22 protein-coding genes and 1 pseudogene are annotated in these 25,116 nt (G+C 64.1%); 19 read left to right on the forward strand and 4 right to left on the reverse strand.

Going from position 1 to position 25,116, the window contains the following annotated elements; translation table 11 throughout:
• Positions 1 to 234: 234 nt before the first annotated feature.
• From KBA32_RS10100 to KBA32_RS10110, 3 genes are all read left to right on the forward strand, one after another.
• Complete coding sequence (locus KBA32_RS10100) at positions 235 to 771, forward strand: elements of external origin (protein WP_143503093.1); 537 nt, start codon at positions 235 to 237, stop codon at positions 769 to 771.
• Positions 772 to 875: 104 nt separating this feature from the next.
• The gene (locus tag KBA32_RS10105; RefSeq protein ID WP_294358413.1) at positions 876 to 2,732 is read left to right on the forward strand and encodes a phage terminase large subunit family protein; all 1,857 of its coding nucleotides are present in this window, start codon (positions 876 to 878) and stop codon (positions 2,730 to 2,732) included.
• A gap of 17 nt (positions 2,733 to 2,749) precedes the next feature.
• On the forward strand, positions 2,750 to 3,214 hold the full coding sequence (locus tag KBA32_RS10110) for a hypothetical protein (protein ID WP_294358356.1): 465 nt from the start codon (positions 2,750 to 2,752) through the stop codon (positions 3,212 to 3,214).
• Here the strand turns inward: KBA32_RS10110 and KBA32_RS17135 are convergent.
• Positions 3,204 to 3,335: pseudogene (locus KBA32_RS17135) on the reverse strand (chaperone NapD); the annotation flags it as partial. The gene KBA32_RS10110 and the pseudogene KBA32_RS17135 overlap by 11 nt on opposite strands.
• Positions 3,332 to 3,826 (reverse strand): ferredoxin-type protein NapF, encoded by a 495-nt coding sequence (gene napF, locus KBA32_RS10115; protein WP_294358359.1) that lies wholly within the window; start codon positions 3,824 to 3,826, stop codon positions 3,332 to 3,334. The gene napF and the pseudogene KBA32_RS17135, both read right to left, overlap by 4 nt.
• A gap of 346 nt (positions 3,827 to 4,172) precedes the next feature.
• Between napF and KBA32_RS10120 the strand changes: the two genes are divergently transcribed.
• The 15 genes from KBA32_RS10120 (at position 4,173) to KBA32_RS10190 (ending at position 22,809) form a co-directional block, all read left to right on the forward strand.
• On the forward strand, positions 4,173 to 4,589 hold the full coding sequence (locus KBA32_RS10120; protein ID WP_294358361.1) for an Hpt domain-containing protein: 417 nt from the start codon (positions 4,173 to 4,175) through the stop codon (positions 4,587 to 4,589).
• A gap of 68 nt (positions 4,590 to 4,657) precedes the next feature.
• Positions 4,658 to 5,785 carry a response regulator gene (locus KBA32_RS10125; RefSeq protein WP_294358364.1) on the forward strand — a complete coding sequence of 376 codons (1,128 nt, stop codon included), beginning with the start codon at positions 4,658 to 4,660 and terminating at the stop codon, positions 5,783 to 5,785.
• Positions 5,786 to 5,803: 18 nt separating this feature from the next.
• Positions 5,804 to 6,394 (forward strand): chemotaxis protein CheD, encoded by a 591-nt coding sequence (locus KBA32_RS10130; protein WP_294358367.1) that lies wholly within the window; start codon positions 5,804 to 5,806, stop codon positions 6,392 to 6,394.
• Positions 6,394 to 7,203, forward strand: a complete 810-nt coding sequence (locus KBA32_RS10135; RefSeq protein WP_294358370.1) for a protein-glutamate O-methyltransferase CheR — start codon at positions 6,394 to 6,396, stop codon at positions 7,201 to 7,203. The genes KBA32_RS10130 and KBA32_RS10135 overlap by 1 nt, the downstream gene beginning before the upstream one ends.
• Positions 7,200 to 7,763 (forward strand): chemotaxis protein CheD, encoded by a 564-nt coding sequence (locus KBA32_RS10140; RefSeq protein WP_294358373.1) that lies wholly within the window; start codon positions 7,200 to 7,202, stop codon positions 7,761 to 7,763. The genes KBA32_RS10135 and KBA32_RS10140 overlap by 4 nt, the downstream gene beginning before the upstream one ends.
• Entirely contained in the window at positions 7,756 to 8,835 is a 1,080-nt protein-coding gene (locus tag KBA32_RS10145; RefSeq protein WP_294358376.1) for a chemotaxis response regulator protein-glutamate methylesterase, read from the forward strand. The genes KBA32_RS10140 and KBA32_RS10145 overlap by 8 nt, the downstream gene beginning before the upstream one ends.
• Positions 8,832 to 9,671: an HDOD domain-containing protein gene (locus KBA32_RS10150; protein WP_294358379.1), complete on the forward strand. Its 840-nt coding sequence runs from the start codon at positions 8,832 to 8,834 to the stop codon at positions 9,669 to 9,671. Before KBA32_RS10145 ends, KBA32_RS10150 begins: the two co-directional genes overlap by 4 nt.
• A 676-nt stretch (positions 9,672 to 10,347) precedes the next feature.
• A complete protein-coding gene (locus KBA32_RS10155; RefSeq protein ID WP_294358382.1) occupies positions 10,348 to 10,713 on the forward strand; it encodes a response regulator in 366 nt (121 codons plus the stop codon).
• Between the two features lie 25 nt (positions 10,714 to 10,738).
• Positions 10,739 to 12,010, forward strand: coding sequence for a methyl-accepting chemotaxis protein (locus KBA32_RS10160; RefSeq protein WP_294358385.1), 1,272 nt, complete (start codon positions 10,739 to 10,741; stop codon positions 12,008 to 12,010).
• An 8-nt stretch (positions 12,011 to 12,018) separates the two neighbouring features.
• Positions 12,019 to 12,324 (forward strand): STAS domain-containing protein, encoded by a 306-nt coding sequence (locus tag KBA32_RS10165; RefSeq protein ID WP_294358388.1) that lies wholly within the window; start codon positions 12,019 to 12,021, stop codon positions 12,322 to 12,324.
• 18 nt (positions 12,325 to 12,342) lie between these two features.
• A complete protein-coding gene (locus KBA32_RS10170) occupies positions 12,343 to 14,541 on the forward strand; it encodes a chemotaxis protein CheA (RefSeq protein WP_294358391.1) in 2,199 nt (732 codons plus the stop codon).
• A gap of 23 nt (positions 14,542 to 14,564) precedes the next feature.
• Positions 14,565 to 16,223: a methyl-accepting chemotaxis protein gene (locus tag KBA32_RS10175; RefSeq protein WP_294358394.1), complete on the forward strand. Its 1,659-nt coding sequence runs from the start codon at positions 14,565 to 14,567 to the stop codon at positions 16,221 to 16,223.
• Positions 16,224 to 16,240: 17 nt separating this feature from the next.
• Positions 16,241 to 16,810 carry a chemotaxis protein CheW gene (locus tag KBA32_RS10180; protein ID WP_294358398.1) on the forward strand — a complete coding sequence of 190 codons (570 nt, stop codon included), beginning with the start codon at positions 16,241 to 16,243 and terminating at the stop codon, positions 16,808 to 16,810.
• A 28-nt stretch (positions 16,811 to 16,838) separates the two neighbouring features.
• The gene (locus tag KBA32_RS10185; protein ID WP_294358400.1) at positions 16,839 to 18,032 is read left to right on the forward strand and encodes an HD domain-containing phosphohydrolase; all 1,194 of its coding nucleotides are present in this window, start codon (positions 16,839 to 16,841) and stop codon (positions 18,030 to 18,032) included.
• A gap of 13 nt (positions 18,033 to 18,045) precedes the next feature.
• Positions 18,046 to 22,809, forward strand: coding sequence for a PAS domain S-box protein (locus KBA32_RS10190; RefSeq protein WP_294358403.1), 4,764 nt, complete (start codon positions 18,046 to 18,048; stop codon positions 22,807 to 22,809).
• A gap of 112 nt (positions 22,810 to 22,921) precedes the next feature.
• On the opposite strand, the gene KBA32_RS10195 is transcribed toward KBA32_RS10190, so the two are convergent.
• Positions 22,922 to 23,563, reverse strand: coding sequence for a response regulator (locus KBA32_RS10195; protein ID WP_294358406.1), 642 nt, complete (start codon positions 23,561 to 23,563; stop codon positions 22,922 to 22,924).
• Positions 23,564 to 23,702: 139 nt separating this feature from the next.
• Positions 23,703 to 24,581, reverse strand: a complete 879-nt coding sequence (locus KBA32_RS10200; RefSeq protein WP_294358408.1) for a hypothetical protein — start codon at positions 24,579 to 24,581, stop codon at positions 23,703 to 23,705.
• Between the two features lie 225 nt (positions 24,582 to 24,806).
• On the opposite strand from KBA32_RS10200, the gene KBA32_RS10205 reads away from it, so the two are divergent.
• A partial coding sequence (locus KBA32_RS10205) for a response regulator (protein ID WP_294358410.1) occupies positions 24,807 to 25,116 on the forward strand: 310 nt, incomplete at its 3' end.

Below are 25,116 nucleotides of genomic sequence, written 5' to 3' on the forward strand. Positions count from 1 at the left end.
CGCCACGTCGTGGAAATCGAGGCTGTCCGAGCGGCGGGTTTCCAGGGTTTCGATGCCCAGCTTGTTTTGCGCGATCTGGGTCAGGAGTTGTTCGAGCTTGCTCATGTCCGTGTCCTTTCATGGTGTTGATGACGAACGTATGAACGCGCTGTTCCAGATGGAAGCCAAGCTCAATCCGCAGGCGAATTTGGCAAATGAGCGAACAAATGATTGAAGGTGCCCCGAAGGGGAAATATGGGTATTTCGATTCGTGCCTACGCACGCCACCGAGGGGTGTCCGATGCGGCGGTGCGCAAGGCCATCGCTGCGGGACGGATCACACCGGAGGCAGACGGAACGATTGATGCCGAGCGCGTCGACCGGGAGTGGGCGCGCAATTCCGATGCGCCGCGCAATGGCACGGCCACCCGCGCGGTCAAGGTCGCCGTACCGGAATCCGGTGGCACCCCGGGTGATGGGCCAGCGGCATTGCCAGCAGGCGGCACGTCCTTGCTCCAAGCGCGGACGGTCAACGAAGTGGTCAAGGCGCAAACCAACAAGGTGCGACTGGCCCGCCTGAAAGGTGAGCTGGTCGATCGGCCCCAGGCCATTGCCCATGTTTTCAAGCTGGCGCGATCCGAACGCGATGCGTGGCTCAACTGGCCCGCACGCATCTCAGCACAGATGGCAGCCAAGCTCGGCGTCGATCCTCACACGATGCACATCGCCCTGGAGGCAGCTGTGCGTGAGCACCTGCAGGAACTGGGCGAGATGCGCCCAAGGGTGGATTGATGGACATGGACTACGAAGGCGCTGCCGAGATCGAACGCGCATGGCGTGAAGGACTGACGCCCGACCCGCTGCTCACCGTGTCCGAATGGTCGGATCGCCACCGGATGCTCTCGAGCAAGGCGTCCGCCGAGCCTGGGCGCTGGCGCACCAGCCGCACGCCGTACCTGAAAGCAATCATGGACTGCCTGTCGCCGACCTCACCGGTCGAGCGCGTGGTGTTCATGAAGGCGGCGCAGCTTGGCGCGACAGAGATGGGATCGAACTGGATCGGCTACGTCATCCACCACGCGCCCGGGCCGATGATGGCTGTGTGGCCGACGGTGGAGATGGCCAAGCGCAACTCCAAGCAGCGAATCGATCCGCTGATCGAGGAGTCATCCGCACTGGCTGAACTGATTGCACCGGCGCGCAGCCGGGATTCCGGCAACACCATCCTGGCCAAGGAGTTCCGGGGTGGCGTGCTGGTGATGACCGGCGCGAACAGCGCGGTCGGCCTGCGTTCGATGCCGGTGCGGTATCTGTTCCTCGACGAGGTCGACGGCTATCCGTTGGACGTCGAGGGCGAAGGCGATGCGATCTCGCTGGCCGAAGCCCGTACACGCACCTTTGCTCGGCGCAAGATCTTCATCGTTTCGACACCGACGATCTCAGGGGCGTCGGCTATCGAGCGCGAGTACGAGGCCAGCGACCAACGTCGCTACTTCGTGCCGTGTCCGCATTGCTCGCACCGGCAGTGGCTACGCTTCGAGCAGCTGCGCTGGGACAAAGGGCAACCAGAAACCGCTGCCTACATCTGCGAGTCGTGTGACACCGCGATTGCCGAGCATCACAAGACGTGGATGCTGGAACACGGTGAATGGCGCGCGATGATCACCGATGGCGCGGGCAAGACGGCAGGCTTTCACCTGTCGTCGCTGTACAGCCCGGTGGGCTGGCGCAGTTGGCGGGAGATTGCCGCTGCCTGGGAAGCCGCCGTCAGCAAGGAATCAGGATCAGCAGCCGCCATCAAGACCTTCAAGAACACCGAGCTGGGTGAAACCTGGGTCGAGGAAGGCGAAGCGCCGGACTGGCAACGGTTGGTCGAGCGCCGAGAAGACTACCGCGTCGGTAGCGTGCCGCAAGGCGGTCTGCTGCTGGTCGGCGCGGCCGATGTACAGAAGGATCGCATCGAGGCATCGGTTTGGGCCTTCGGGCGCAGCAAGGAGTCGTGGCTCATCGAGCATCGCGTGCTGATGGGGGACACCGCCCGCGACACGGTGTGGAAGCGCCTCGCTGAAATGCTGGCTGAGAACTGGACACACGCCTCGGGTGCGGCAATGCCGCTGGCCCGCTTCGCACTGGATACCGGGTTTGCCACGCAGGAGGCCTATGCCTTTGTGCGGGCCTGCCGCGATCCGCGTGTGATGGCAGTCAAAGGTGTGCCTCGCGGCGCAGCGTTGGTCGGCACGCCGACCGCCATCGATGTCTCGCAGGGTGGCAAGAAGCTGCGCCGTGGCATCAAGGTGTACACGGTGGCGGTCAGCATCGCCAAGCTGGAGTTCTACAACAACCTGCGCAAGAGCGCTGATGTGGGCGAGGACGGTTTGACCACGGTGTTTCCAGCCGGATTTGTCCATCTGCCCAAGATCGACGCCGAGTTCATCCAGCAACTCTGCGCGGAGCAACTGATCACCCGCCGCGACCGCAACGGCTTCCCGGTGCGCGAGTGGCAAAAGATGCGCGAGCGCAATGAAGCACTCGACTGCTACGTCTATGCCCGCGCGGCCGCATCGGCGGCGGGCCTGGATCGCTTCGAGGAACGCCACTGGCGGGAATTGGAGCGACAGCTTGGGGTGCCCAGTCCGCCATCCCCTGAAACAACAAGTGAATCGATCAACGAGGCCACCCAACGCGGTGGCCTCGCTGTTTCTGGCAACCGCAACACCGGTCGGCGCGTGATCAAGAGCCGCTGGCTGTCCTGACATTCCAAGGAGAAAACATGAGTCTTGCAACCCGTATCGAAAGCCTGGTCATCCGCGTCGCGCAGGAGTTCAACGACGTCCGCGCCAAGGCAGGCAACCTGGCCAACCTCACCACCACCGACAAGTCGAATCTGGTCGCGGCCATCAACGAACTGAAGGCCGCCGTGGTGTCCTCGGCAGTAATCGACGATGCGCAGGTCGCGACCACGACCACCTACTCGTCCAACAAGATCGTCTCGCTGCTCGATGCGCTCAAGACCGAGATCTTGGGTGGTGCCGATGCCGCCTACGACACGCTGGTGGAAATCCAGCAACTGCTGCAGAACGGCACCAGTGGTCTGGATGCGCTGCTGGCCGCCGTCAACAACCGTGTGCGCTTCGATGCGGCGCAGTCGCTGACCGTGGCCGAGCAACTTCAGGCACGCCATGCACGGCGATCAGCGTCGAAGCCACCGACGATTCTGGCGTCTCTTCGACGGTGACGATCAGCTTGCCGTCGTCGGACATGGCATGGCATTCGACGCCGGGCAAGGCGGTCAGCGCTGCCTCTGCGGCGGCACGCCGCTCGGGCTGGATACGCAGGACAAGACTGGCAAGATTCATGCGGCCTCCGCATGTAGGGGGATGGGACGCAAAGCGCCGACCGGACAAGGCGCAATGCAGGCGCCGCAAGCGGTACAGCGCGCGGCGTCAAATTCGGGTTCGGCGACATTCCCCAGGCGTGGGCGGAAAACGATGGCCCCGTGCTCGCAGCTCTCGCCGCACACGCGGCATTCGACGCGTTGTTTCGGCAGACACGAGGCGACGATGGTCAGAGTATGACGCCAGGCCGAGCGGGCATCGTTTCGCGACAACGCGCCGTCGCGACAGGCGGTGACGCAATCGCCGCAGAAGGTGCAGGCCGCACGGCTAAAATCGACTTCGGGGAAACCGCCTTGCCCCGGGTGCAACAGGCCGGTCGGGCAGGCACGCAGACAGTCGTCGCAGCGCGTGCAGCTCTCGACGAAGGCCTCTTCTGCAAGACTCCACGGTGGACGTAACGGTGAATCTCCGGCCCGCCGGGCGCCCATGAAACTTCGGCGCGCAGAATCCATTCGACTCCCTCGAATAAGAATTTTTTTCGAATCTACCGATGAGTCTAGGGAAAAAACTTGATTTACGTTAATAAAACCAATTCATCATCCACGCCGTGGGCGCGCTCACCGGGAAACCATGACGGCAACGTCGGTACTGCATCCCGTCCGATAGCCGCGACGGTGCATCCTTCAACGCCATTGGCGGCGCGCACTCGCTAGCCTCGCCGCCCCGTCGGGCTCTACGTATTTCCCGCCGATTCCGGCGAAAAATACGGATGCACAAGGCATGCCAGGTTTGCAAGCATCTCGGGCAAGCCGCAGCTCCGCCATTCCGGTCGCGAGCGCGCTGCAGGAGAACAATGGCATGTCGTTCGCATCGCACGCAGCCAAATCCACCGCAATACATCGCGATCATCGGCGCCCGCCGCTGACATTGAACATCCGCAACGTCCGTACGCACGATGCGCTGGCGCGCTTCTCCGGAGACGAAGCGCGCTACCGCTATTGGCTGGGAGACTTCATCGCGCACGGTCCGCGCACGGTGCGCAAGATCCGCGCGGCGGTCGACACCGGCGAACAGGAAACCGCGACGCGGCTCGTGCATTCATTCAAAGGACGTACCGGCATGCTCGGAATGATCGAACTGCACGCGCTGGCGCTGGCACTGGAAACCACCTTGCGCAACGGCGAGCCCAGCGGCTATTGGCTGGACGATCTCGAACGCACGGTCACGGCCACCTGCCATGACTTGACCGTGGCGCTCGGTTTTTCCGGGAACTGAACCTCCGCCCATGCCATAACGCCGTCATTCACCCCGCGACCGGAGCACCCACTTCTTTGGGGAGAGAAATGGAATCCGCATTCAAGGTTTTTGTCGTCGACGATGATCCGACGGTACGTAGCGTCATCTGTGCCATCCTTGAGCCGGATTATCCCGTCGACGCGTTCGAAAGCGCCGAAGCCTGCGCCGCCCAACTGGCGGAAACGCATCCCGATCTGATCCTGCTCGACATCAACCTGCCCGGCATGGACGGTTACGCGTTCTGCCGCCAATTGAAAAGCGCGCCGGAAACCCGCGCCATCCGGGTGATGTTCGTCTCGGCGCACGAGGGCAGCGAAGAGCGCATCGCCGGCTACGACGCGGGCGGCGACGACTTCATCGTCAAGCCCTTCGAACCCGAGGAACTGCTGCGCAAGGTCAAGCTGGCGCAGCACATGATCCTCAACCAGCGGACGCTGGCCGAGCAGATCGAGGAGGCCGAGCACCTTTCCTCGCTGGTCATGGCCAGCATGGACGAGACCGGAATCCTGTTGCAGTTCATGAGCAAGCTGATCGCCATGGAAAGCGCGCACGAGATCGCCCGGGGCGTGCTCGATCTTCTCCATCGCTACCGCCTCGACGGTGTCGTGCAAACGCGCATGGGGGGCGAAACGCTGACCTTGAGCGCGGCCGGAACCAACCTCCCGCTCGAGACTTCGGTCATCGAGCACGTTCGTGACCAAGGCCGGATCTTCGAGTTCAGTCGGCGCAGCGTGCATAACTTCGAGCGCGTCACGCTGATGATCAACACGCTGCCGCTCGACGACCCCGATTATTGCGGCCGCCTGCGCGACCACCTCTCGGTCGCCGCGCAAGGCGTCGACTCGCGGCTCAAAGCCTTGCAGGCCGAGGAAAGCAGCCGCCGGGCACAAGAAGGCATCCGCACCGCGCTGGAAAACGTCGGCAATACGATCATGGAACTGCACCAGGCCCACCGCGAAAACGCGGAAGCCAGCTCGGCGCTCATCGTCAATCTGCAGGAGACGTTGCTCAATTCGTTCTACAAGCTCGGCCTGACGGACAACCAGGAAAAATACCTGCAGAACATGGTCGGCGATTTCATGGCCCAGATGGTCGCCCTGCTCGACCGCGGTATCCAGACTCAGGACGCGCTCTCGCGCCTCAGCAACCGACTGGCCGACCTGCGCCAGCAATAAGCCTTCAAGGCACGCAACGTGGATATCACAGGATTATCGCCCCGGGAAATCGAACGTCTGGCACGCAACGTTCATCCCGGCGCCTGGCTGATCGACAGCGAAAAGCCGCTGGCCACGCTGCTCGGCTCCTGCGTCTGCGTCTGCCTGCACGACCCGCAACTGCGAATCGGTGGCATCAACCACTTTCTGCTGCCCGACATCGGTCGCAGCCGGGACGGTGAAGTCGATGCCCTGCTCTCGGGCAATTTCGCCATGGAAGCCCTGCTCAACGGCCTGCTGACGCGCGGCGCCAAGAAAGCGCGCCTGCAGGCCAAGGCCTTCGGTGGCGGGACGATCATCGAGGTCGGCAACAAACTCAACATCGGACAACGCAACGCCTCCTTCGCCAAGGAATGGCTGGCCCGCGAGAGCATTCCCCTGCTTTCCTCCGATCTGCTCGGCCCCTGGTCGCGCAAGATCGTCTTCGTACCTTTCTCGGGCGACGCGTTCTGCAAGCGCCAGGTGACGAGCATGGCCAACGCCGAGGTGATCGCCCGCGAGGAACGCGCCTACGCCGAAACGCTCGCGCGCAAGCCGCCGGCAAGCGACAACCGGATCGAGCTCTTCTGATGATCGAAGCCTCCTTAAGCGACCAGGAGTTCGCCCTCTTCCAGCGCCTGATCTACAAGATCGCGGGGATCAGCCTGAGCGACTCCAAGAAGGTCTTGCTGGCCGGTCGCCTGATGCGCCGCCTCAAGCACCACCGACTGGCAAGCTTTGGGGCTTACTACAAGCTGATCGCGTCGGAACAGCACCCCGAAGAACTGCAGACGATGGTCGATCTGCTGACCACCAACGAAACCTATTTTTTCCGCGAACCCAAGCACTTCGAATTCCTGCGCGATGAATTGCTGCCCCGGCGCGCTGCGGAACAGACCTTCAGGGTCTGGAGCGCGGCCAGCTCGAGCGGCGAAGAAGCCTATTCGATCGCCATGACCCTCGCCGAGGCGATCGGCATCGGGCGCTGGGAGATCGTCGGCTCCGACATCTGCACCCGTGTCCTCGCCAAAGCCTCCGCCGGTCACTACACGCTCGAACGGACGGACGGCATCCCCCAGGGCTGCATGCGCAAATACTGCCTCAAAGGAGTTCGCTCGCAAGCCGGCACCTTCCTCATCGCCCCCGAATTGCGTCAGCACGTACGCTTCTACCAGATCAACCTGATGCACCCCGTCGATGCCGGCATCGGCGACTTCGACGTCATTTTCCTGCGCAACGTGATGATCTATTTCGACGTGCCGACAAAAGCCAAAGTGGTGCACAACCTGATGCCGCGCCTCAAACGCGGCGGCCACCTGATCATCGGCCATTCCGAAACCCTGACCGGCGTCGTCGATGCCCTGGTCGCCGTCCGTCCGACGATCTACCGCAAGCCATGAACCGGCAAACCGAAACCGTCAGCGCAGCGTCCACGACGCACTTTCGTTCCGTCGTTCTCGGGCCGGGTGACTTCCATTTCGGCCAGGGCCGGACGCGCATTTCGACGCTGCTCGGTTCCTGCGTGTCGATCACCCTCTGGCATCCGCGCCGCCACATCGGCGGCATGTGTCACTACATGCTCTGCGAGCGCCCGCAGGTCGAAGGAGGGCAACAACAGCTCGACGGCCGCTACGCCTTTGAAGCTTTTGAACTCTTCCTTCGCCATGTCGAACGGGCAGGGACCAGTCCGAAGGAATACGAGGCCAAATTGTTTGGCGGCGCCAACATGTTCGTCTATGCCGACGAAACGCTCAGCATCGCCTCAGACATCGGTCAGAACAACATCGCCTACGGACGCGCGCTGCTCGAACACCACGGCATCGCCCTGATCGCAGAACACGTGGGCGGCAGCGGTCGGCGCAAGCTGCACTTCGACATCTGGAGCGGCAACGTCTGGCTCGCCTTCCCCGAAGGCGAGGGCGCCGACGTGCGCGCGGCGCGAGGGCAACGTCATGCCTGATCCGATCAAGGTGATGATCGTGGACGACTCCGCCGTCGTCCGTCAGGTCGTGGCCAAGGCGCTTGCCGACGCGCCTGGAATTCAGGTCGTCGGCGTCGCCAACGATCCGCTCTTCGCCCTCGACCGCATGCGCGGCGAGTGGCCCGACGTCCTCGTCGTCGACATCGAAATGCCGCGCATGGACGGAATTTCCTTCGTGCGCAAGATCATGGCCGAGCGGCCGACGCCTGTGATCATCTGCTCCTCGCTCGCCGAGCCGGGCAGCAAGACCGCGATCGAAGCGATCGCCGCCGGCGCGGTGGCGGTGATCGCCAAGCCGAAACTCGGCCTCAAAGGTTTCCTCGAAGATTCGGCGCACGAAATCGTGCGCACTGTCCGCGCAGCGGCAAAGGCCAGCCTGCGCCGCCTCCCAGCCCCACCGTTGGGTTCGGGTGAAATCGCCCCACCGCCGCTCGAACGCACCACCGACCAGATCATCGCCATCGGCGCCTCGACGGGCGGCACGCTGGCGCTCGAATCGGTCCTCACCCGCCTGCCGACGCACTGTCACGGCATCCTCATCGTCCAGCACATGCCGGCGACTTTCACCGCGATGTTCGCCGACCGCCTCGACACCCTCTGTCAGATCCGGGTTCGCGAGGCGTGCGACGGTGATCGCGTTCTCCCCGGGCACGCCTTCATCGCCCCCGGCGGCAAGCACATGACGCTCAAGCGCAACGGGGCTCAGTACACGCTAGAAATCAGCGACGGCCCCTTGATCAACCGGCACAAGCCCTCGGTCGACGTTCTCTTCCGCTCGGTCGCGCGCGTTGCCGGAGCCAACGCGCTCGGCATCCTGATGACCGGAATGGGCGACGACGGCGCGCGCGGCCTGCACGAAATGCTCCAGGCCGGTGCCCGCACGGCTGCACAAGACGAAGCCTCCTCTGTGGTCTTCGGCATGCCGCGCGAAGCCATCCGCCTCGGTGCCGCCCAGATCACGCTCGGCCTCGAACAGATTCCCTCGCTCATCGTCGGATACAGCGGCAGTTCCTACCCCCTCGGGGCTTTGCAGGGAGGGATCGCCACATGACCGACGTCGCCACCGTCTTGAAACTCATCGCCGCAGACGCACAAAATGGCGACATCGTTTTCCCGACGCACGCCCAGATCGCCCTGCGCGTCCAGCGTCTGCTCGACGACCCGGATTGTCCGATCGACGCCCTGACCCGGCTGATCGGCGCCGAACCCGTCCTTGCCACGCGCATGCTCACGCTCGCCAATTCGACGATCTACAACCCGTCCGGGCGGCGGATCGACGACATCAAGACCGCCCTGACCCGGATCGGATTCGCCGGCGCACGCGCCATCGCCGCGGTCGTCGTCATCAAGCAGATGCAGAACATGTCGCCGCTGAGCACCCACCGCATGCTGGCCGCTCAGCTCTGGAAGCACACGGCCCATGTCGCCGCGCTGGCGCGCGTGCTGGCCCGCCGCGTCACGCGCCAGAACCCCGAAGCCGCTTTCCTCGCCGGCATCGTTCACGAAATCGGCAATTTCTACCTGATCGCCCGTGCGGGCGAATTCCCGGGGCTCCTGGAACGCGACCTTGAAATCCTGCACGGCGAAGGCGAGGCGGCCATCGGCCGTGCCGTCCTGGCCGCGCTCGACGTTCCCGAAGAGATCGGCAAAGCCCTTGAAACGCTCTGGACCGGTTATCTGGCCATGCCGCCGCGCAGCCTGGGCGACACCTTGCTGCTGGCCAACCAGCTCGCCCCGATCGAATCTCCCCTCGACGCCCTCACCGGAATAAGCAGCCGAGGCATCCCCGCTGAAATCGAACTGCTCGTGAACGAAGAAACCCTGACGGCCGTCCTGGCTGAATCGGGCGAAGAGGTCAACGCCATGAACAGCGTACTCGATGGTTGAAGCCACTCGCCCAAACGGCCGACTGCCCCCTCCCCCGCACGCCGATCCTCTCGATCTCCCTCCACAGGACGGCGTGTTTTCTGCCCTCCATCTCCCCGGAGGGCATTTTTTTACCCTTTTCATCCCGACTGCATCGACGGAATATGAAAAATGGCTTGAAAAATTCAATCACTCCGTAATAACCGCTGAAAAAAAAAGGCCAATTGCGGTTTACACGGATGCACAAAGGGTTTTTCGTTTGAGACTATGCTGATCGTGTAGCTGGTTTTCCTCTAGTACCTCCGCCCACACCAGACCCAACGCCAAGCAACTGGCAGGCTCGGTGTGTTTCCCCCCCTCGGGACGCCTCCCTGGCGACCTTTTGAGGGGGGTTATTTTTTTCTACGCCCGAGCCCATCGACAGGTACGCCGCCCCGCCTGGCTACGTAGTTTCCGCAGTTCGTCGCGGATTTTGCGGATGCACATCCGCCCGCTTATCGACGAAGATCAAAAGAGATACGGAAACGCTGGAAGAAACGGCGCGCGGGGCATACAGGACGTTCGGTAGAGACCCCCTCCGGCTCGTCTGGCGACGAGGCCGGTCCCCGTCTGCCGTTTAGGCCAGCCCCGCCCTTGACGAGCGGCCCGTCGTGGGACACGCCGGCTTGTCGGCCACCGACCTTACGGAGAAGGCAACATGAGCACGATCATGCTGGTCGATGATTCAGCCACCATTCTGCTCAGCATCTCGAGCATCCTGAGCAAGGCCGGCTACACAGTCGAGAAGGCGCCTAACGCCGAAGAGGCCCTGAAAAAATTCCAGGCCGGCGTCAAGATCGACCTCCTGATCACCGACCTCAACATGCCCGGCATGAACGGCATCGAGCTGATCAAGCTGGTACGTCAGATTCCCGCCTACAAATTCGTCCCCATCCTGTTTCTGACCACCGAATCGCAGCAGGAAAGAAAACAGGAAGCCAAGGCCGCCGGCGCATCGGGCTGGATCGTCAAGCCGGCGACGGCGGACGAGTTGCTAAGCACGATCAAACTCGTCATCCGCTGAACGCGCGCTTCGCGATGGACGCATCATGATCCCGCCTGATCTGCTCAAACGGCAAGTCGTGGTCACGCTCGTCGTCGCGTTCGGCAGCGCCCTCTGCGTCTATTACTTCAACCGCCCGCTCCACCAACTCTTTCAGGCGCCGGAACTCGGAGACGCCCTGGGTTCCGCAGCCCTGGTCATCGCCGCCTTTCTGGCCCAGCAACTTGTTTCCTTCCTCTTCTACCGCGACACGACGCTCGGCCAGCAAAAGGCGGTGGGTAAGGAAATGGCGCGCCATGCCGACGCGGGACGCCGGCAGAAGGCGGTCGGCGAAGACCTGTCGCGCCTCGACGAGCTGACCGGCGTGATGCGCGCGCAATTGCAGAACACCGTCGATCTGACCGAAAAATCGGCATTTGACATCATCAGCCGGCTGCACGAGATCGATGCGGTGGTCGACGAACTCGACCGCCTGATCACCAGCCGCAATGCCGAAACCGAGCAACAGCTGGTCGATACCGACGCCGTTCTCGCCCGCAATCGCCAACTGCTCGAACGGATGGGCAGCTACATCGACCAGCGCCGTCAGGAAGCGAACAACGACCGTGAGCGCATCCAGAGCGTCAGCGACGAGGCCCGCGCCCTCGGCAATCTGGTCGCGCTGGTGCATAAGATTTCCGGACAGACCAATCTGCTGGCCCTCAACGCCGCCATCGAAGCCGCCCGCGCCGGCGAATCGGGGCGCGGCTTCGCCGTCGTCGCCGACGAAGTGCGCAAGCTGTCCGTGGAAACCGGCAACGCGGTCGAGAAGATCAGCAGCGGCATCCACAACCTCGCCGAACACATCGCCAGCCGTTTCCGCAACGCCGAACTGGAGTCGGCGCTGGTTCTGGAACAGGAGATGCTGCGCGAATTTTCCAGCCAGCTCTCGGAACTGACGTTCGACTACGGCGAACTCGTTCGCCGCGAAGCCGAGGTCTTCTCCGAAATCGGGCACAGCAGTCGGCGTCTGACCGGGATGTTCCTCGACGCCCAGGCCAGCATCCAGTTTCAGGACGTGAGCCGGCAGCAGATCGAACTGATCATCGAGGCGACGCGGAGGATCGACGCGCTCGCCACCGAGTTCGCGCGCCGGCTGACGCCGGACAGCGACGAGACTCCCTTGGTCCGTATCGACGATTGCCTGACGCAACTCAAACAGGCTTATGTCATGGCCGAGCAGCGCCAAGTCCATGCCTCTGCGACGAATCCGGACGGCAAAGCACTCGACGAAGCTCGCCCGGCAAGCGGTACGCGCCGCAATGTCGAACTCTTCTAGGAAACGCGATGACGGCCCGCAAATCATTCTCCCTTGAAGAGCCCCTGACGATCTACCACGCGTTCGAGCACAAGCGCCGGTTGCTCGACGCCCTGTCGGCTTGCGATGAACTCGAACTCGATCTGGGCCAGGTCGGCGAGATCGACAGCGCCGGTCTGCAACTCCTGCTCCTGCTCAAACGCGAAGCCCAGGTCGGCGGCAAGCGCGTCATCCTCGTCAGGCATAGCCAGCCCGTGCGCGCGACGATCGAGTTCTGCAACCTGGTCGCCGAACTCGGCGATCCGCTCGTCATTCCCGCGACCGAAGCCGGCTGAACCGTGGAGAGCTAAGACATGGACGAAATCGTCAGCGTTTTCATCCAGGAGTGCCGGGAACAGCTGGCTGAGATGGAGGCCGGTTTGCTGCGTCTCGAACAGGTGCCCGACGACCACGACAACATCAACGCCATTTTCCGCGCCGCGCACACCATCAAGGGGGGCTCCGGCGTCATCGAGTGCCGTTACATCGAACAGTTCACCCATCGCGTCGAGAACATCCTCGACAAACTGCGCAACAAGAGCCTTCCCGTCACCCCGCTGCTGGCGACGCTGCTGCTCGAATGCTGCGACCAGATGAATGCCCTGGTCGACGTCCTCGCCGCCAACGACGACGCCCCCGATGCGGCGCTGGTCGCACGCGGTGAAGCCCTGCAGGCCCGGCTGGCCGAGGTGTTGGAGACCGATCCGGCGGCGGCGACCCTCGCCATCCATGTCGACCCGGTCGAGGTGGAAAACGAAATCGCGGTGGTCAACACCGACAGCTGGCACATCTCGGTCCGCTTCGGGCGCAACGTCATGCGCGGCGGCACCGATCCGCTGTCCTTCATCCGCTACCTGGGCGAGATCGGCGAGATCATCGGCCTCGAGACGGTCGCCGACGCGCTGCCTGCGGCGGCCGAGATGGATCCCGAGGCCTGCTACCTGGGCTTCGAGGTCCGCCTGCAGACGAAGGCCAGCAAGACCGACATCGAACGCGTTTTTTCCTTCGTCCAGGACGAATGCGAACTGCGCATCCTGCCTCCGGAAAGCTGCGTCGCCGACTACCTGCGCCTGATCGGCGAACTGCCCGAAGACGATATGCGGCTGGGCGAGATGCTGGTCCGGGTGGGCGCCTTGACCCAGGCCGAAATCGACCGCGGCCTGCGCGAGCAGGAGGCCCTGGACGCCGTGTCGACCGATGCGGCGGATACCACGACGCCACTGGGCAAGATCCTGGTCGACGACAAGGTGGTGCACCCGGCGGTCGTCGAAGCCGCCGCCACCCGCCAAGGGCAGATCGTCGACAAGAAGACGCGCGACGCTCAATCGATCCGCGTCCAGGCCGACAAGCTCGACCAACTGATCGACCTCGTCGGCGAACTCGTCATCGCCGGCGCCTCGGCCAACCTCCTGGCCCAGAAGAGCCGGCAAGGCGACCTCGTCGAAGCGACCTCGATCCTCTCGCGCCTGGTCGAGAACATCCGCGACGCCGCACTGCAACTGCGCATGGTCCAGATCGGCGACACCTTCAACCGCTTCCACCGGGTCGTCCGCGACGTTTCCAAGGAACTGGGCAAGGACATCGAACTCGTCATCAACGGCGGCGAGACCGAACTCGATAAAACCGTCGTCGAGAAAATCGGCGACCCGCTGATGCACCTCGTCCGCAACTCGCTCGACCACGGCATCGAAGCCGCCGAACTGCGGCGCGAACGGGGCAAACCGGCCACGGGCCGGGTCTCGCTCAATGCCTTCCATGATTCCGGCAGCATCGTCATCGAGATCGCCGACGACGGCGGCGGCCTCGATCGCGAGCGCATCCGCGCCAAAGCGGTCGAACGCGAGCTGATCGCGCCCGATGCCACGCTCAGCGACGGCGAAATCATCAACCTGATTTTCGAGCCGGGCTTCTCCACCGCCGACAAGGTTTCCAACCTTTCAGGGCGCGGCGTCGGCATGGATGTGGTGCGACGCAACATCCAGGCCCTGCGCGGCAGCGTCGAGGTGGTTTCGAACGAAGGCCGTGGATCGACCTTCACCATCCGGCTGCCGCTGACGCTGGCGATCATCGACGGCTTCCTGGTCGGCATCGACAACGACGCCTACGTCATCCCGCTCGACGCCATCGTCGAATGCATCGAACACCGGGCCCTGGGCGCCCAACGGAATTATTTCAATCTGCGCGGTGAAGCCCTGCCCTTCATCCGCCTGCGCGACCTGTTCGAGATCGAGACGCCGGCCCCCGCGCGGGAAAGCCTGGTGGTCGTTCAGTTCGGCGGCCAGCGCGCCGGCATCGTCGTCGACCAGTTGATGGGAGAGTTCCAGACCGTCATCAAGCCGCTCGGGCGAATGTTCACCAACCTGCGCCTGATCGGCGGCTCGACCATCCTGGGCAGCGGCGACGTCGCGCTGATCCTCGACGTCGCCGCCCTGGTCGGTTTTGTCTCCCGTCATGAAGAGGAGCGCCTGAGCATCTCGCGCGCGGCTTCTTCCTCGCCCCAGTTGCTCAACTAAGCGCCCGCCACAAGGAGGATCCCATGTTCAAGAACCTCAAGATCGGTGCCCGACTCGCCTTCGGGTTCGGCATCACGCTCGTCCTTCTGACGGCGATTTCGACCCTGAGCTACCTGCGCATCAGCACGCTCAACCAGGAGATCGAGCTGATGGTCCTCGACCGTTTCCCGAAGACGGTCCAGGCCAACAACATCGTCGACGCGCTCAACACCATCGCCCGTCAATTGCGCAACGCCTACATCTACAGCGGCGAGGAGCGGACCAAATCGCTCTCGGACATCGAGGCGCAACGCCGGATCATCACCGACGAACTGGGCAAGCTGGACAAGACGATCACCACCGACAAAGGCCGGGAACTGCTCAAGCGCGTGGTTCATGCCCGCGTCGATTACGTCGCCGCGCAAGACAAGTTCCTTGAAATCATCCGCTCGGACAAGAAGCCCGAGGTCATCAAAACCGAGGTCGTCGGGCTCATGCAAGGCGCGCTACGAAAATCCCAGACCGAGTACCTGGGAAGCGTCAACGCCCTGATCGACTTCCAGTCCGAGCTCATGGACAGCTCCGGCAAGGCGGCCAACGAAAATGCCGAATCGGCGAAAATCCTGATCCTGAGCATGGCCCTTTGCGCCTTGCTCATCTCCGTTGTCTTTGCCTGGTGGATCACGCGCAGCATCACCCGCCCGCTCGGCGAAGCGGTCAATGCGGCCAGCCGGATCGCCGAAGGCGACCTGAGCGTCCGTCTCGACGCGACAAGCAAGGACGAGGTCGGAATGCTCATGAGCGCGATGCAGAACATGATCGCCAAGCTGACCCAGATCATCAGCGAAGTGCGCACCGCCGCCGACAACCTCTCCAATGCCGCCGGCCAGGTTTCCGCCACGGCGCAGTCGCTCTCCCAGTCCTCGTCTGAACAGGCAGCCAGCGTCGAAGAGACGACCGCATCGATGGAGCAGATGACGGCATCGATCTCGCAGAACACCGAAAACGCCCGCGTCACCGACGGCATGGCCACCAAGGCCGCCAACGAAGCCGCCGAGGGCGGCCAGGCGGTTACCCGCACCGTCGAGGACATGAAGTCGATCGCCGGCAAGATCGGCATCATCGACGACATCGCCTACCAGACCAATTTGCTGGCGCTCAATGCTGCCATCGAAGCCGCCCGTGCCGGCGATCACGGCAAGGGCTTCGCCGTCGTCGCCGCCGAGGTCCGGAAACTCGCCGAACGCTCGCAGATCGCCGCGCAGGAAATCGGCGATCTGGCCTCGTCCTCGGTCAAACAGGCCGAACGTGCCGGCAACCTGCTCACCGAAATGGTTCCCTCGATCCGCAAAACCTCGGATCTGGTGCAGGAAATCGCCGCCGCAAGCCAGGAGCAAAGCGCCGGCGTCGCCCAGATCAACGGAGCGATGGGACAGCTCAACCAGGCCACCCAGCAGAACGCCTCGGCTTCGGAAGAACTGGCCGCCACGGCGGAGGAACTGGGCTCCCAGGCCGAACAGCTGCAACACACGATGACCTTCTTCCGCCTCGACGCCAACAGCGCGCAACGTAGTTTCGCGCCGCCGGGGCAAGCCGCCGAGCCGATCGCGCGCAACACCTTCGCCCCGCCGCGCGCGGCGCAGGGCCAGAGCGCGCGCAGCACGCCCTTGCCGATCAGCGAAGGCGATTTCGAACGTTACTAGAGACGAGGACAGCGTCCATGGGACTTCCTGTGCAGCCCACTCCAGGCCTCGAATTCGCCGGCCTCGCAGGCCTCGCCGGTCGCGACGGCCCCTCCCAATACCTGACCTTCTCGCTCGCCGGCGAGATGTTCGCCGTCGGCATCCTCAACGTGAAGGAGATCATCGAGTGCGGCCACCTGACCGCCATTCCCATGATGCCGACCTTCATCCGCGGCGTGATTAACCTGCGCGGCAGCGTCGTCCCGGTGATCGACCTGGCCGCCCGCTTTAACGCCCGGAAGACCGAGATTCTGCGCCGCACCTGCATCATCATCGTCGAGGTCTCTGACGCCGACGCCGAAACACGTCACGACATCGGCATCATGGTCGATGCCGTCTCGGAGGTGCTCGACATCCCGCCCACCGAGATCGAGCCGCCTCCCGCCTTCGGCACCAACATCCGGACCGACTTCATCCTCGGGATGGGCAAGGTGGCGGGCAAGTTCGTCATCCTCCTCAACATCGACAAGGTGCTCTCGGTCGACGAAATCGCGCTGCTCACCGGCCCGCTCCTCGGCGCCGCGGAAAACGCGCCCCCCGAACGCTGAGCCCTTCGCGAGTACGGTGACGCGCGCCATGAACCTCGGGCCCTCCGAATTCCCTCCGTCCGGTCCCCCGGCCGTGCCGACGGCCGTCGCCGCAGACCGCGAAACGGCGGCCCCGCCCAAACGCCGGCGTGCCACCGACCATGAAACCATCCTCATCGTCGACGATCAGCCGGAAAACCTGAGCGTCCTCGGCGAACTGCTGCAAGGCGCGGGGTATCGGGTCAAGGTCGCCAACAACGGCCATGTCGCCTTGCACCTCGCCCGCCAGCTGCCACGTCCCGGGCTGATCCTGCTCGACGTCGTGATGCCCGAGATGAGCGGGCATGAAGTGCTCGCACAACTGCGCGACGAGCCGGCGATGCGTGACATCCCGGTCATCTTCCTCACCGCGCAGGACAGCGACGAAGACGAGGAGCGCGCTTTCGACGCCGGCATCGCCGACTACATCCTCAAGCCACTCAAGCCGGCGGTCGTGCTGGCGCGGGTGCGCAGCCAGCTGCTGGTCCGCCGCGCACGGCACATGCTGCAGGACCAGAACGCGGCCCTGGAGGCCGAGGTCGCCCGACGGATGCGCGAAAACGAGCTGATCCAGGCAGTCAGCATCCGCGCCCTGGCCCACCTTGCCGAAACGCGCGACAACGAAACCGGCAACCACATCCAGCGGACGCAGGGTTATGTTCGCCTGCTTGCCACCCGCTTGGCGCCTCACCCTCGTTTCGCCGAAGTCTTGACCGCCCCCTACATCGACATGCTCGCCCGCTCGGCGCCGCTGCACGACATCGGCAAGGTCGGCATTCCCGACCGCATCCTGCTCAAGCCGGGGAAGCTGACGCCCGAGGAATGGACGATCATGAAGACCCACACCATTCTCGGGAGCGAAGCCATCGCGCTTGCCGAACGTGATCTGCGCACCTCGGTCGGCTTTCTCACCCAGGCCAAGGAAATCGCACGCTGGCACCACGAGCGCTGGAACGGAACGGGTTATCCGGACGGGCTGGCCGGCAACGACATCCCGATCGCCGCTCGCCTGATGGCGCTCGCCGACGTCTTCGACGCCCTGATTTCCCGCCGTGCCTACAAAGCGCCGATCCCTTTCGAGACCGTGCGCGAGATGATCGCGGAAGAACGCGGACACCATTTCGACCCCGACATCGCCGAGGTCTTCATCACCGGACACCACGATTTCGAAGCCATCGCGCTTTATTTCGGCATCGAAAACTGAACCCTTCCCGCTCATGAACACCCCACCCCCACTCACGCCCACCTTCATGCGTCCGGAATTCGTCAAGGCCGGCGCCATTGCTGGGCTTTACGGGATCTGCGCATCCATCTGGATCATGGGGCCGGATTTCTTCCTCGACGACGACCTGGGTGCGGAACGCATCGAGCTGTTCCTCGACGCAACCTTTGTTCTGGCCTCGACGCTGCTCCTTTTCCTCAGCCTCGCCCACGGCCTGCGCGAAGCGGCGCGCAACACCCCGTTCTCGCGCATCCTCGCGCCGCGCTACACCACCCGACGCATGGCCGTCATCTTCTGCGCCCTGGCGCTGCTGGCGCCTTTGATCGGCACCAGCTACGTCGCCTTGCGCATTCCGCAGATCGAACAGGACACCTATTCCCACCTCGAAACCATCGCCCGCCTGAATGCCGAGCAGGTCGAAAACTGGTTGCGCGAGCGCCAGACCGACGTCGAGATGCTCAGCAACAACCCGGTCTTCATCAACGCCTTCCGAAAATTCCGGGAAGGCAACCGCAATGAGCGGTCCCGTTGGCGCGACGAACTCTCCACCGCACTCGGATCGCTCAAACGGGGCGACAAATTCGACCGAACGATTCTGTTCGACGCCGACCAGAAGCCGCTGGCCTCCGACACTAACCAGATCGAACACCTCGGCGACGACGTCTTTACCGGGCTCGCCGCCGCCGCCCGCGAGCAGAAGACCCAACTGGGCGACATCTCCCTGTTCGACGGGGAACCCCACCTGCACATCACCACCCCGCTCTTCGCCACGAGCACCGGCGAAACCCGTCTGATCGGCTTCATCGACCATTGCACCAACCTCAACGATTTCATCCTGCCGCACCTGAGGAACTGGCCGACCTCGAGCCCGAGCGGCGAAACCCTGCTGGTGCGCGCACAGGGCGATCAGCTGACGGTCATTTCCGCCCTGCGTCACCTCGATGCCCCGCCGTTGACGGTGAACATTCCGCTCTCACGCACCGACATGCCGGGAGTTCAGGCCGCCCTCTCCACCGGCAGCGGCCGCTTCATGGGCCCGGATTACCGCGCGGTCAACGTGCTGGCGGCGTACCGACCGATCACCGGCACGGACTGGAAGCTGCTGGCCACCATCGACCGCAAGGAAGTGCTCGCCCCGATGTGGCGGACGGTCTTCTGGATCGGCCTCGTTTCCGCGGCCGCGGCGCTGGCGGTGATGTGGGCCTTCATCGTCCTCTGGCGCGAGCGCGAACTCGTGCAGACGATCTCCCTGATGGCCGAACAGGCCAAGAACGACCAGTTGCTGCAAAGCTTCTTCACCTTGCCCTTCATCGGCATGGCCATCGTTTCGCCGTCGACGCGCAAATTCCTGCGCTTCAACGACCAGGCCTGCGAAATCACCGGTTACTCGCGCGAGGAATTGCTCGAACTGACCTGGCAGGACATCGCCCACCCCGACGACGTCGCCCAGTTTTATCCCGAAATCCTGCGCATCCGTAGCGGCGAAGTGGATTCGGCGACCTTCGAACAGCGCCTGATCCGCAAGGACGGGACGCTGATCTACGTCAATGCCGACGTCAAATGCGTGCGCAAACGCGACGGGACGCTCGATTACCTGCTCGGCACGGTGCAGGACATCACCCCGCGCAAGATGCACGAGATGGCCCTCAGCGTCGCCAATGCCCAGCTCAAGGCCAGCCAGAGCGAATTGCGGACCCAGAACGACCAGTTGCGCGAGACCAAGACCGAACTCGAGGCGTCGCGCGCCCGGCATGTCGACCTCTACGAACACGCTCCGGTCGCCTATTTCACCCTGACCCCGGCCGGCCACATCCAGCGCATCAACCAGACGGCGTGCAAACTCCTCGGGTTCCGGCACGAAGCGGTAAGCGGCTTCAATTTCTCGGCCTTCGTGAATGACGAGGACCGGGCGCGCTGGCAGGACTTTCTGACCGAGGCCCTGCAGCACGAGCGGCAAAGCGCGGAATTCGGCATCGAGCACGCCGACGGTTCGCTGATCTTCGTCAATGCCGAATGCATCTTACAGCCCGTCAGCGGCGGCGCCCCCGAACTGCGCCTGACGCTGACCGACGTCACGGCGCGCCGCCAGGCGGAAATCGCCCTGCGCGCCAGCATCGAACGTTACGAGGCCATCACCCAGGCGGCCAACGACGGCATCATCAACACCAACAGCAAGGGCCTGATCGTCGCCTGGAACCAGGCCGCGGCGCGCATTTTCGGCTACCCGGCGCAGGAAGCCATCGGCCGTTCGATTGCCCAATTGTTCGCCACGCACGAACAGCAGCGGCAACGCGAACTCCTGCAGAGCATCCTCGCCTGCGATCCGCCGGACGGGCCGGCCGTCAACGTTGAACTCGTCGCCCAACGCAAGGACGGCAGCACCTTCGAGGTGGACGTCTCGTTGTCGCGCTGGCAGGTCGCGGACGGCATCTACTTCACGCACACGGTGCGCGACATCTCGCAGCGCAAGAAGACCGACCAGACGCTCCGCGTCCTCTCCGAAGTTGTCAGCCAATGCCCGGTGTCGGTGGTCATCACCGATACCGAAGCGGCGATCGAATATGTCAATGAAGCCTTCGAGCACCACAGCGGTTACACTTCTGCCGAAGTCATCGGCCGCAATCCGCGGATGCTCAAGTCGGGGCAGACCTCGGCTGAAACTTTCGCCGAGCTATGGGCCGCCCTTCAGCGCGGCGAAGCCTGGCGGGGCGAATTTTTCAACCGGCGCAAGGACGGCAGCCTGTACGTCGAAGCCGCCGTGGTCGCGCCGATCCGTCAGGACGACGGACGCATCACCCATTATGTGGCGATCCAGGAAGACATCACGGAAAAGAAAAAACTCAACGCCGAACTCGAGAGCTACCGCAACCACCTCGAAGACGTCGTCTCCAAGCGCACCTCGCAGCTGGCCGAGGCCCGCATCCAGGCGGAAGCGGCCAACATCGCCAAGAGTTCCTTCCTGGCCAACATGAGCCACGAGATCCGCACGCCGATGAACGCTATCGTCGGGCTCACCCACCTGCTGCGCAACAGCGAAGCGACGCCGCGCCAGATCGACCGGCTGGACAAGATCGAGAGTTCCGCCGCGCACCTCCTGTCGATCATCAACAACATCCTCGACCTGTCGAAGATCGAAGCCGGCAAGATGGTGCTCGAAGAAACCGATTTCGCCCTCGCCACCGTGTTCGAAAGCGTGCGCACGATGATCATCGACCAGGCGCGGCAAAAGCGTCTGCAGATCGTCATCGATCTGGACGAAGTTCCCCAGTGGCTCTACGGCGACGCGACGCGGCTGCGCCAGGCGCTGCTCAATTACGCCATCAATGCCGTCAAATACACCGAAAACGGCCAGATCACGATGCGCGCCAGGTTGCTCGAAGCGGAGAGTGACGATCTACTGGTCCGCTTCGAGACCGTCGACACTGGGATCGGCATCAACCCGGAAAAACTGCCCAACCTCTTCCGCGCCTTCGAACAGGCCGATGCGTCCAACACCCGCAAGTACGGCGGAACCGGCCTTGGCCTCGCCATCACCCAGCGTCTGGCGCAACTGATGGGCGGCGACGTCGGCGTCGAAAGCGTCCGTCACTGCGGCAGCACCTTCTGGTTCACCGCCCGCCTGCGCCGCGGCCGCGCCGGCACGCCCGTTCCCCTCGACCTGCCGAGCGAGAACCATGAGGACCGCCTGTGCCAGGAGCATGCCGGCGCGCACATCCTGATCGCCGACGACGTCGAGGTCAATCTCGAAGTCGCCCAACTGCTTCTGCACGGCGTCGGCTTGCAGGTCGATTCGGCGCGCAATGGGCGCGAGGCGGTTGACAAGGCCCGGATCACGCCTTACGACCTTATCCTGATGGACGTGCAGATGCCGGAGATGAACGGTCTCGATGCCGCACGCGCCATCCGCCGCCTGTTCGGGCGCGCCCAGACGCCGATCCTGGCGATGACCGCCAACGCTTTCGAGGAAGACCGTCTCAACTGCCTCGACGCGGGCATGAACGACTTCGTCGCCAAGCCGGTCGATCCCGACGCGCTCTACGGCATGCTGCTCAAATGGCTGCCGCGCAAGCGCAAAACCCCGCCCGCCCCGACGCCCGCGGCCCCCACGCCCGCCGCACCGGCCCTCGTCGCCGGAGCGGGCTTGAGCGCCAGCCTGGCTCAGGTTTCGGGTCTCGACGTCCCCAGCGGTTTGGCGCGCGTGCGCGGCAACGAAGAGAAGTACCGGCAGGTCATCAGTCTTTTCCTGAACAGCCACCGGGACGATCCGGACAAGATCGTCGCCGCGTTCGCGGCCAACGACCGCCACGCTGCCGAGCAGGTCATCCACGCGCTCAAGGGATCGGCCGGACTGATCGGTGCGCAGGAAGTGACCAGCGAAGCCGCCGCCCTGCTCGACGCCTTGCGGCGTAAGGAAGAGCGTCCGGTCATCGACGCCCATTACCAGAGCCTCGCCCCCCGGCTCGAAACCCTGATTGCCGATCTCGAGCGCGCCTTGGCCCCGGATTCGAGCGAAAACGCGTCGGAGAGCGAAGCACCGATCGACGAGGAAAGCTTGTGCAATCAACTCGCCAGCCTGCTGGAAAACGGCGATCTCGCCGCGAGCACGCTGGCGCGCCGGCAACGCGAACGCCTGTTGAGCGCGCTCGGCACGCAGGGACGCACCATCCTCGCGGCCATCGAGGTATTCGACTTCGAGCTGGCGCTGAGCGAACTCAATCAGGCACGTCACCCGCCCGCCACGCCGCAATCCGTGGAATGAGAACGTCCGGCGCGTACGGAAAAACGCGGCAAGGGCCAACGCCGCCGGACGGACACAGGCACCCGCCGCTCCGCACGCCGGATCAACGCCCTCGTTTTACGCCGGCCAAGCCCTAAACCGTACCGCGCCGCGGCATCGCCTCGACGACGATGCGCACCAGTTCGGCCACCGAACCGGCCTGCAGCTTCTGCATGATGAGTTGGCGGTAGGTTTCGGCGGTCCGCACGCCGATGCCCAGTTCGTCGGCGATCACCTTGGTCAGCTTGCCTTCGAAGATGCCCTGCAGCACTTCCCGTTCGCGCGGCGTCAGCAGCGCCATGCGTTCGCCGATCTGGCGGTTGCGCGCCAGCAGCTCGGCGCGCTCGCGGTCGATGCGCAGGCCGTCCTGGATGCGCTCGATCAGGTGCTGCGAAGAAAAGGGCTTCTGGAAGAAATCCAGCGCCCCGCCGCGCATCGCCCGCACCACCGATTGCACCTCGGCATAGCCGGAGATGAAGATGATCGGCAGGTTGATTTCGCGTCGGTGCAGCTCCTCCTGCAACTCGAGCCCGCTCATGCCGGGCATGCGCAAGTCGGTCACGATGCAGCCCTCGAGGCCGCCGAGGTCCTGCTCGAGAAACTTCACCGCGCTGTCGAAAACAACGTGCGGAAGATTGACCGAATCGACGAGATCAACGAGAAGGTAGGTTACGACGGGATCATCATCGATCAGGTAAACCTTGGGTACCTTCCGTTGATTATTGTTTGTTCTCATGTCGCCTGGCCCGTCGGAATGACGGGCAAATCTTAAACAATCGACAAATGCGCCGCAAGGCAATGATTCGATTGAACAAGCAAAAACCCGCCCCGGCGTGTAAAAAAGCACGTTCGCCGGAGCGGGGAAGCCGGAAGGATTACGGTTTCGGTTGTGCCGTCCCGGCCTTGAAGCGTTCGCAGACGGCCGCCCGCACCGGCGGCAGAGTCACGCCTTGAGCCTTGGCCCGCGCCTCCATTTCCACGCGGTGCTCGGCCTGCAGCGCCTTGCACTCCTCGTAGCTGCGCACCGCGCGCATCCGCTCAAGGTGCGCCGCCCGCTCCTCCGGCGTCAGCAAGGCTCGCCCGGGAGCCGCGCCACGCGCCCTGCCCGTGCCCGGCTGCGCACCGCCCTCGAAACGGCGTGCGCACATATCCGCCCGCATCGGCGGAACGGTCGCGCCCTTTTCCTGCGCCCGGCGTTCCAGCAGCGCCCGATGTTCGCCCTGCACTTTGCGACAGGCCTCGAGGCTGTCGGCCGCGCGCATCGCGTTGCGGTGCGCGCCGATTTCTTCGGGGGTCAGCAGCCCGGCTCCGGGACCATACCCCTGTCCCTGGCCCATACCGCGGCCGGGACCACGCCCCATGCCGCTGCCCGGGCCCATGCCGCCGCCGGGACCCATGCCCAGGCGCCCCCCCATCATGCCCGGCCCGGGAGTGCCGCCGGCCATGACCCGCTCGCACACATTGGCCGGTTCAGGTGGCAAGGCGATGCCGCGTTCCTGTGCACGCGATTCGACAAGCGCCCGATGCTTGGCCTGCACGGCCCGGCATTCATCGAGGCTCTTGCTCGCCCACAGGGCAGCACGATGCGCGTCGCGCTCGGTCGGCGACATCAGGCTCCATCCCGCGCCGCCGCCCGCCCCGTACCCTTGTCCCCCGCCCGCGCCGTAGCCCTGCCCGGGCTGTCCGAACACCGGCAGGCTCAAGCTGCCCACGAGGGCGAGTAGCCCCAGGTTTTTGACGATCTGCATTTTCATGACGAAACTCCTTGACCAGTGAGACGGACACAGCGCCCGCTGTCTCCATGACCCGCATTAAAGCGGCGGCATGTAAGCCGCGTATTGCGCCGCGGTTGAAAATTGCATCGCGGCGTTACCTGGGCCGACCGCGTAACAGTAGGTTACATTTGCCCCCACAGCCCCCGCCGGAAGCGCCGATAATGCGGCTTGAACGCTAAACCCGTTTTCCCAGGACGAACCCCGATGGACCGCGCCGATAGCATCCTCATCGTCGACGACGACCCCGAAATCCGCCGACTGCTCGTCGACTACCTTGCCCGCAACGGCTACGCCGCCCACCCGGCACGCGATGGCCGCGAGATGAAACAGACGCTCGAGCGCCAGACGATCGACCTCGTCGTCCTCGACCTCATGCTGCCCGACAGCGACGGGCTCACCCTCTGCCGCGACCTGCGCGCCAACGAGCGCACCCAGAACCTGCCGGTGCTGATGCTCACCGCGCGCGGCGAGGAAACCGACCGCATCGTCGGCATCGAGATGGGCGCCGACGACT

It is taken from the genome of Propionivibrio sp. (genome assembly GCF_017995515.1).
GTDB lineage: Bacteria > Pseudomonadota > Gammaproteobacteria > Burkholderiales > Rhodocyclaceae > Propionivibrio.

What these genes read in the sequence shown, in the direction of transcription:
- KBA32_RS10100 (WP_143503093.1), top strand. Translation starts at nt 235, where the DNA reads ATGGGTATTTCGATTCGTGCCTACGCACGCCACCGAGGGGTGTCCGAT.
- KBA32_RS10105 (WP_294358413.1), top strand. Translation starts at nt 876, where the DNA reads ATGCTCTCGAGCAAGGCGTCCGCCGAGCCTGGGCGCTGGCGCACCAGC.
- KBA32_RS10110 (WP_294358356.1), top strand. Translation starts at nt 2,750, where the DNA reads ATGAGTCTTGCAACCCGTATCGAAAGCCTGGTCATCCGCGTCGCGCAG.
- napF (WP_294358359.1), bottom strand. Translation starts at nt 3,826, where the DNA reads ATGGATTCTGCGCGCCGAAGTTTCATGGGCGCCCGGCGGGCCGGAGAT.
- KBA32_RS10120 (WP_294358361.1), top strand. Translation starts at nt 4,173, where the DNA reads ATGTCGTTCGCATCGCACGCAGCCAAATCCACCGCAATACATCGCGAT.
- KBA32_RS10125 (WP_294358364.1), top strand. Translation starts at nt 4,658, where the DNA reads ATGGAATCCGCATTCAAGGTTTTTGTCGTCGACGATGATCCGACGGTA.
- KBA32_RS10135 (WP_294358370.1), top strand. Translation starts at nt 6,394, where the DNA reads ATGATCGAAGCCTCCTTAAGCGACCAGGAGTTCGCCCTCTTCCAGCGC.
- KBA32_RS10140 (WP_294358373.1), top strand. Translation starts at nt 7,200, where the DNA reads ATGAACCGGCAAACCGAAACCGTCAGCGCAGCGTCCACGACGCACTTT.
- KBA32_RS10145 (WP_294358376.1), top strand. Translation starts at nt 7,756, where the DNA reads ATGCCTGATCCGATCAAGGTGATGATCGTGGACGACTCCGCCGTCGTC.
- KBA32_RS10150 (WP_294358379.1), top strand. Translation starts at nt 8,832, where the DNA reads ATGACCGACGTCGCCACCGTCTTGAAACTCATCGCCGCAGACGCACAA.
- KBA32_RS10155 (WP_294358382.1), top strand. Translation starts at nt 10,348, where the DNA reads ATGAGCACGATCATGCTGGTCGATGATTCAGCCACCATTCTGCTCAGC.
- KBA32_RS10160 (WP_294358385.1), top strand. Translation starts at nt 10,739, where the DNA reads ATGATCCCGCCTGATCTGCTCAAACGGCAAGTCGTGGTCACGCTCGTC.
- KBA32_RS10165 (WP_294358388.1), top strand. Translation starts at nt 12,019, where the DNA reads ATGACGGCCCGCAAATCATTCTCCCTTGAAGAGCCCCTGACGATCTAC.
- KBA32_RS10170 (WP_294358391.1), top strand. Translation starts at nt 12,343, where the DNA reads ATGGACGAAATCGTCAGCGTTTTCATCCAGGAGTGCCGGGAACAGCTG.
- KBA32_RS10175 (WP_294358394.1), top strand. Translation starts at nt 14,565, where the DNA reads ATGTTCAAGAACCTCAAGATCGGTGCCCGACTCGCCTTCGGGTTCGGC.
- KBA32_RS10180 (WP_294358398.1), top strand. Translation starts at nt 16,241, where the DNA reads ATGGGACTTCCTGTGCAGCCCACTCCAGGCCTCGAATTCGCCGGCCTC.
- KBA32_RS10185 (WP_294358400.1), top strand. Translation starts at nt 16,839, where the DNA reads ATGAACCTCGGGCCCTCCGAATTCCCTCCGTCCGGTCCCCCGGCCGTG.
- KBA32_RS10190 (WP_294358403.1), top strand. Translation starts at nt 18,046, where the DNA reads ATGAACACCCCACCCCCACTCACGCCCACCTTCATGCGTCCGGAATTC.
- KBA32_RS10195 (WP_294358406.1), bottom strand. Translation starts at nt 23,563, where the DNA reads ATGAGAACAAACAATAATCAACGGAAGGTACCCAAGGTTTACCTGATC.
- KBA32_RS10200 (WP_294358408.1), bottom strand. Translation starts at nt 24,581, where the DNA reads ATGAAAATGCAGATCGTCAAAAACCTGGGGCTACTCGCCCTCGTGGGC.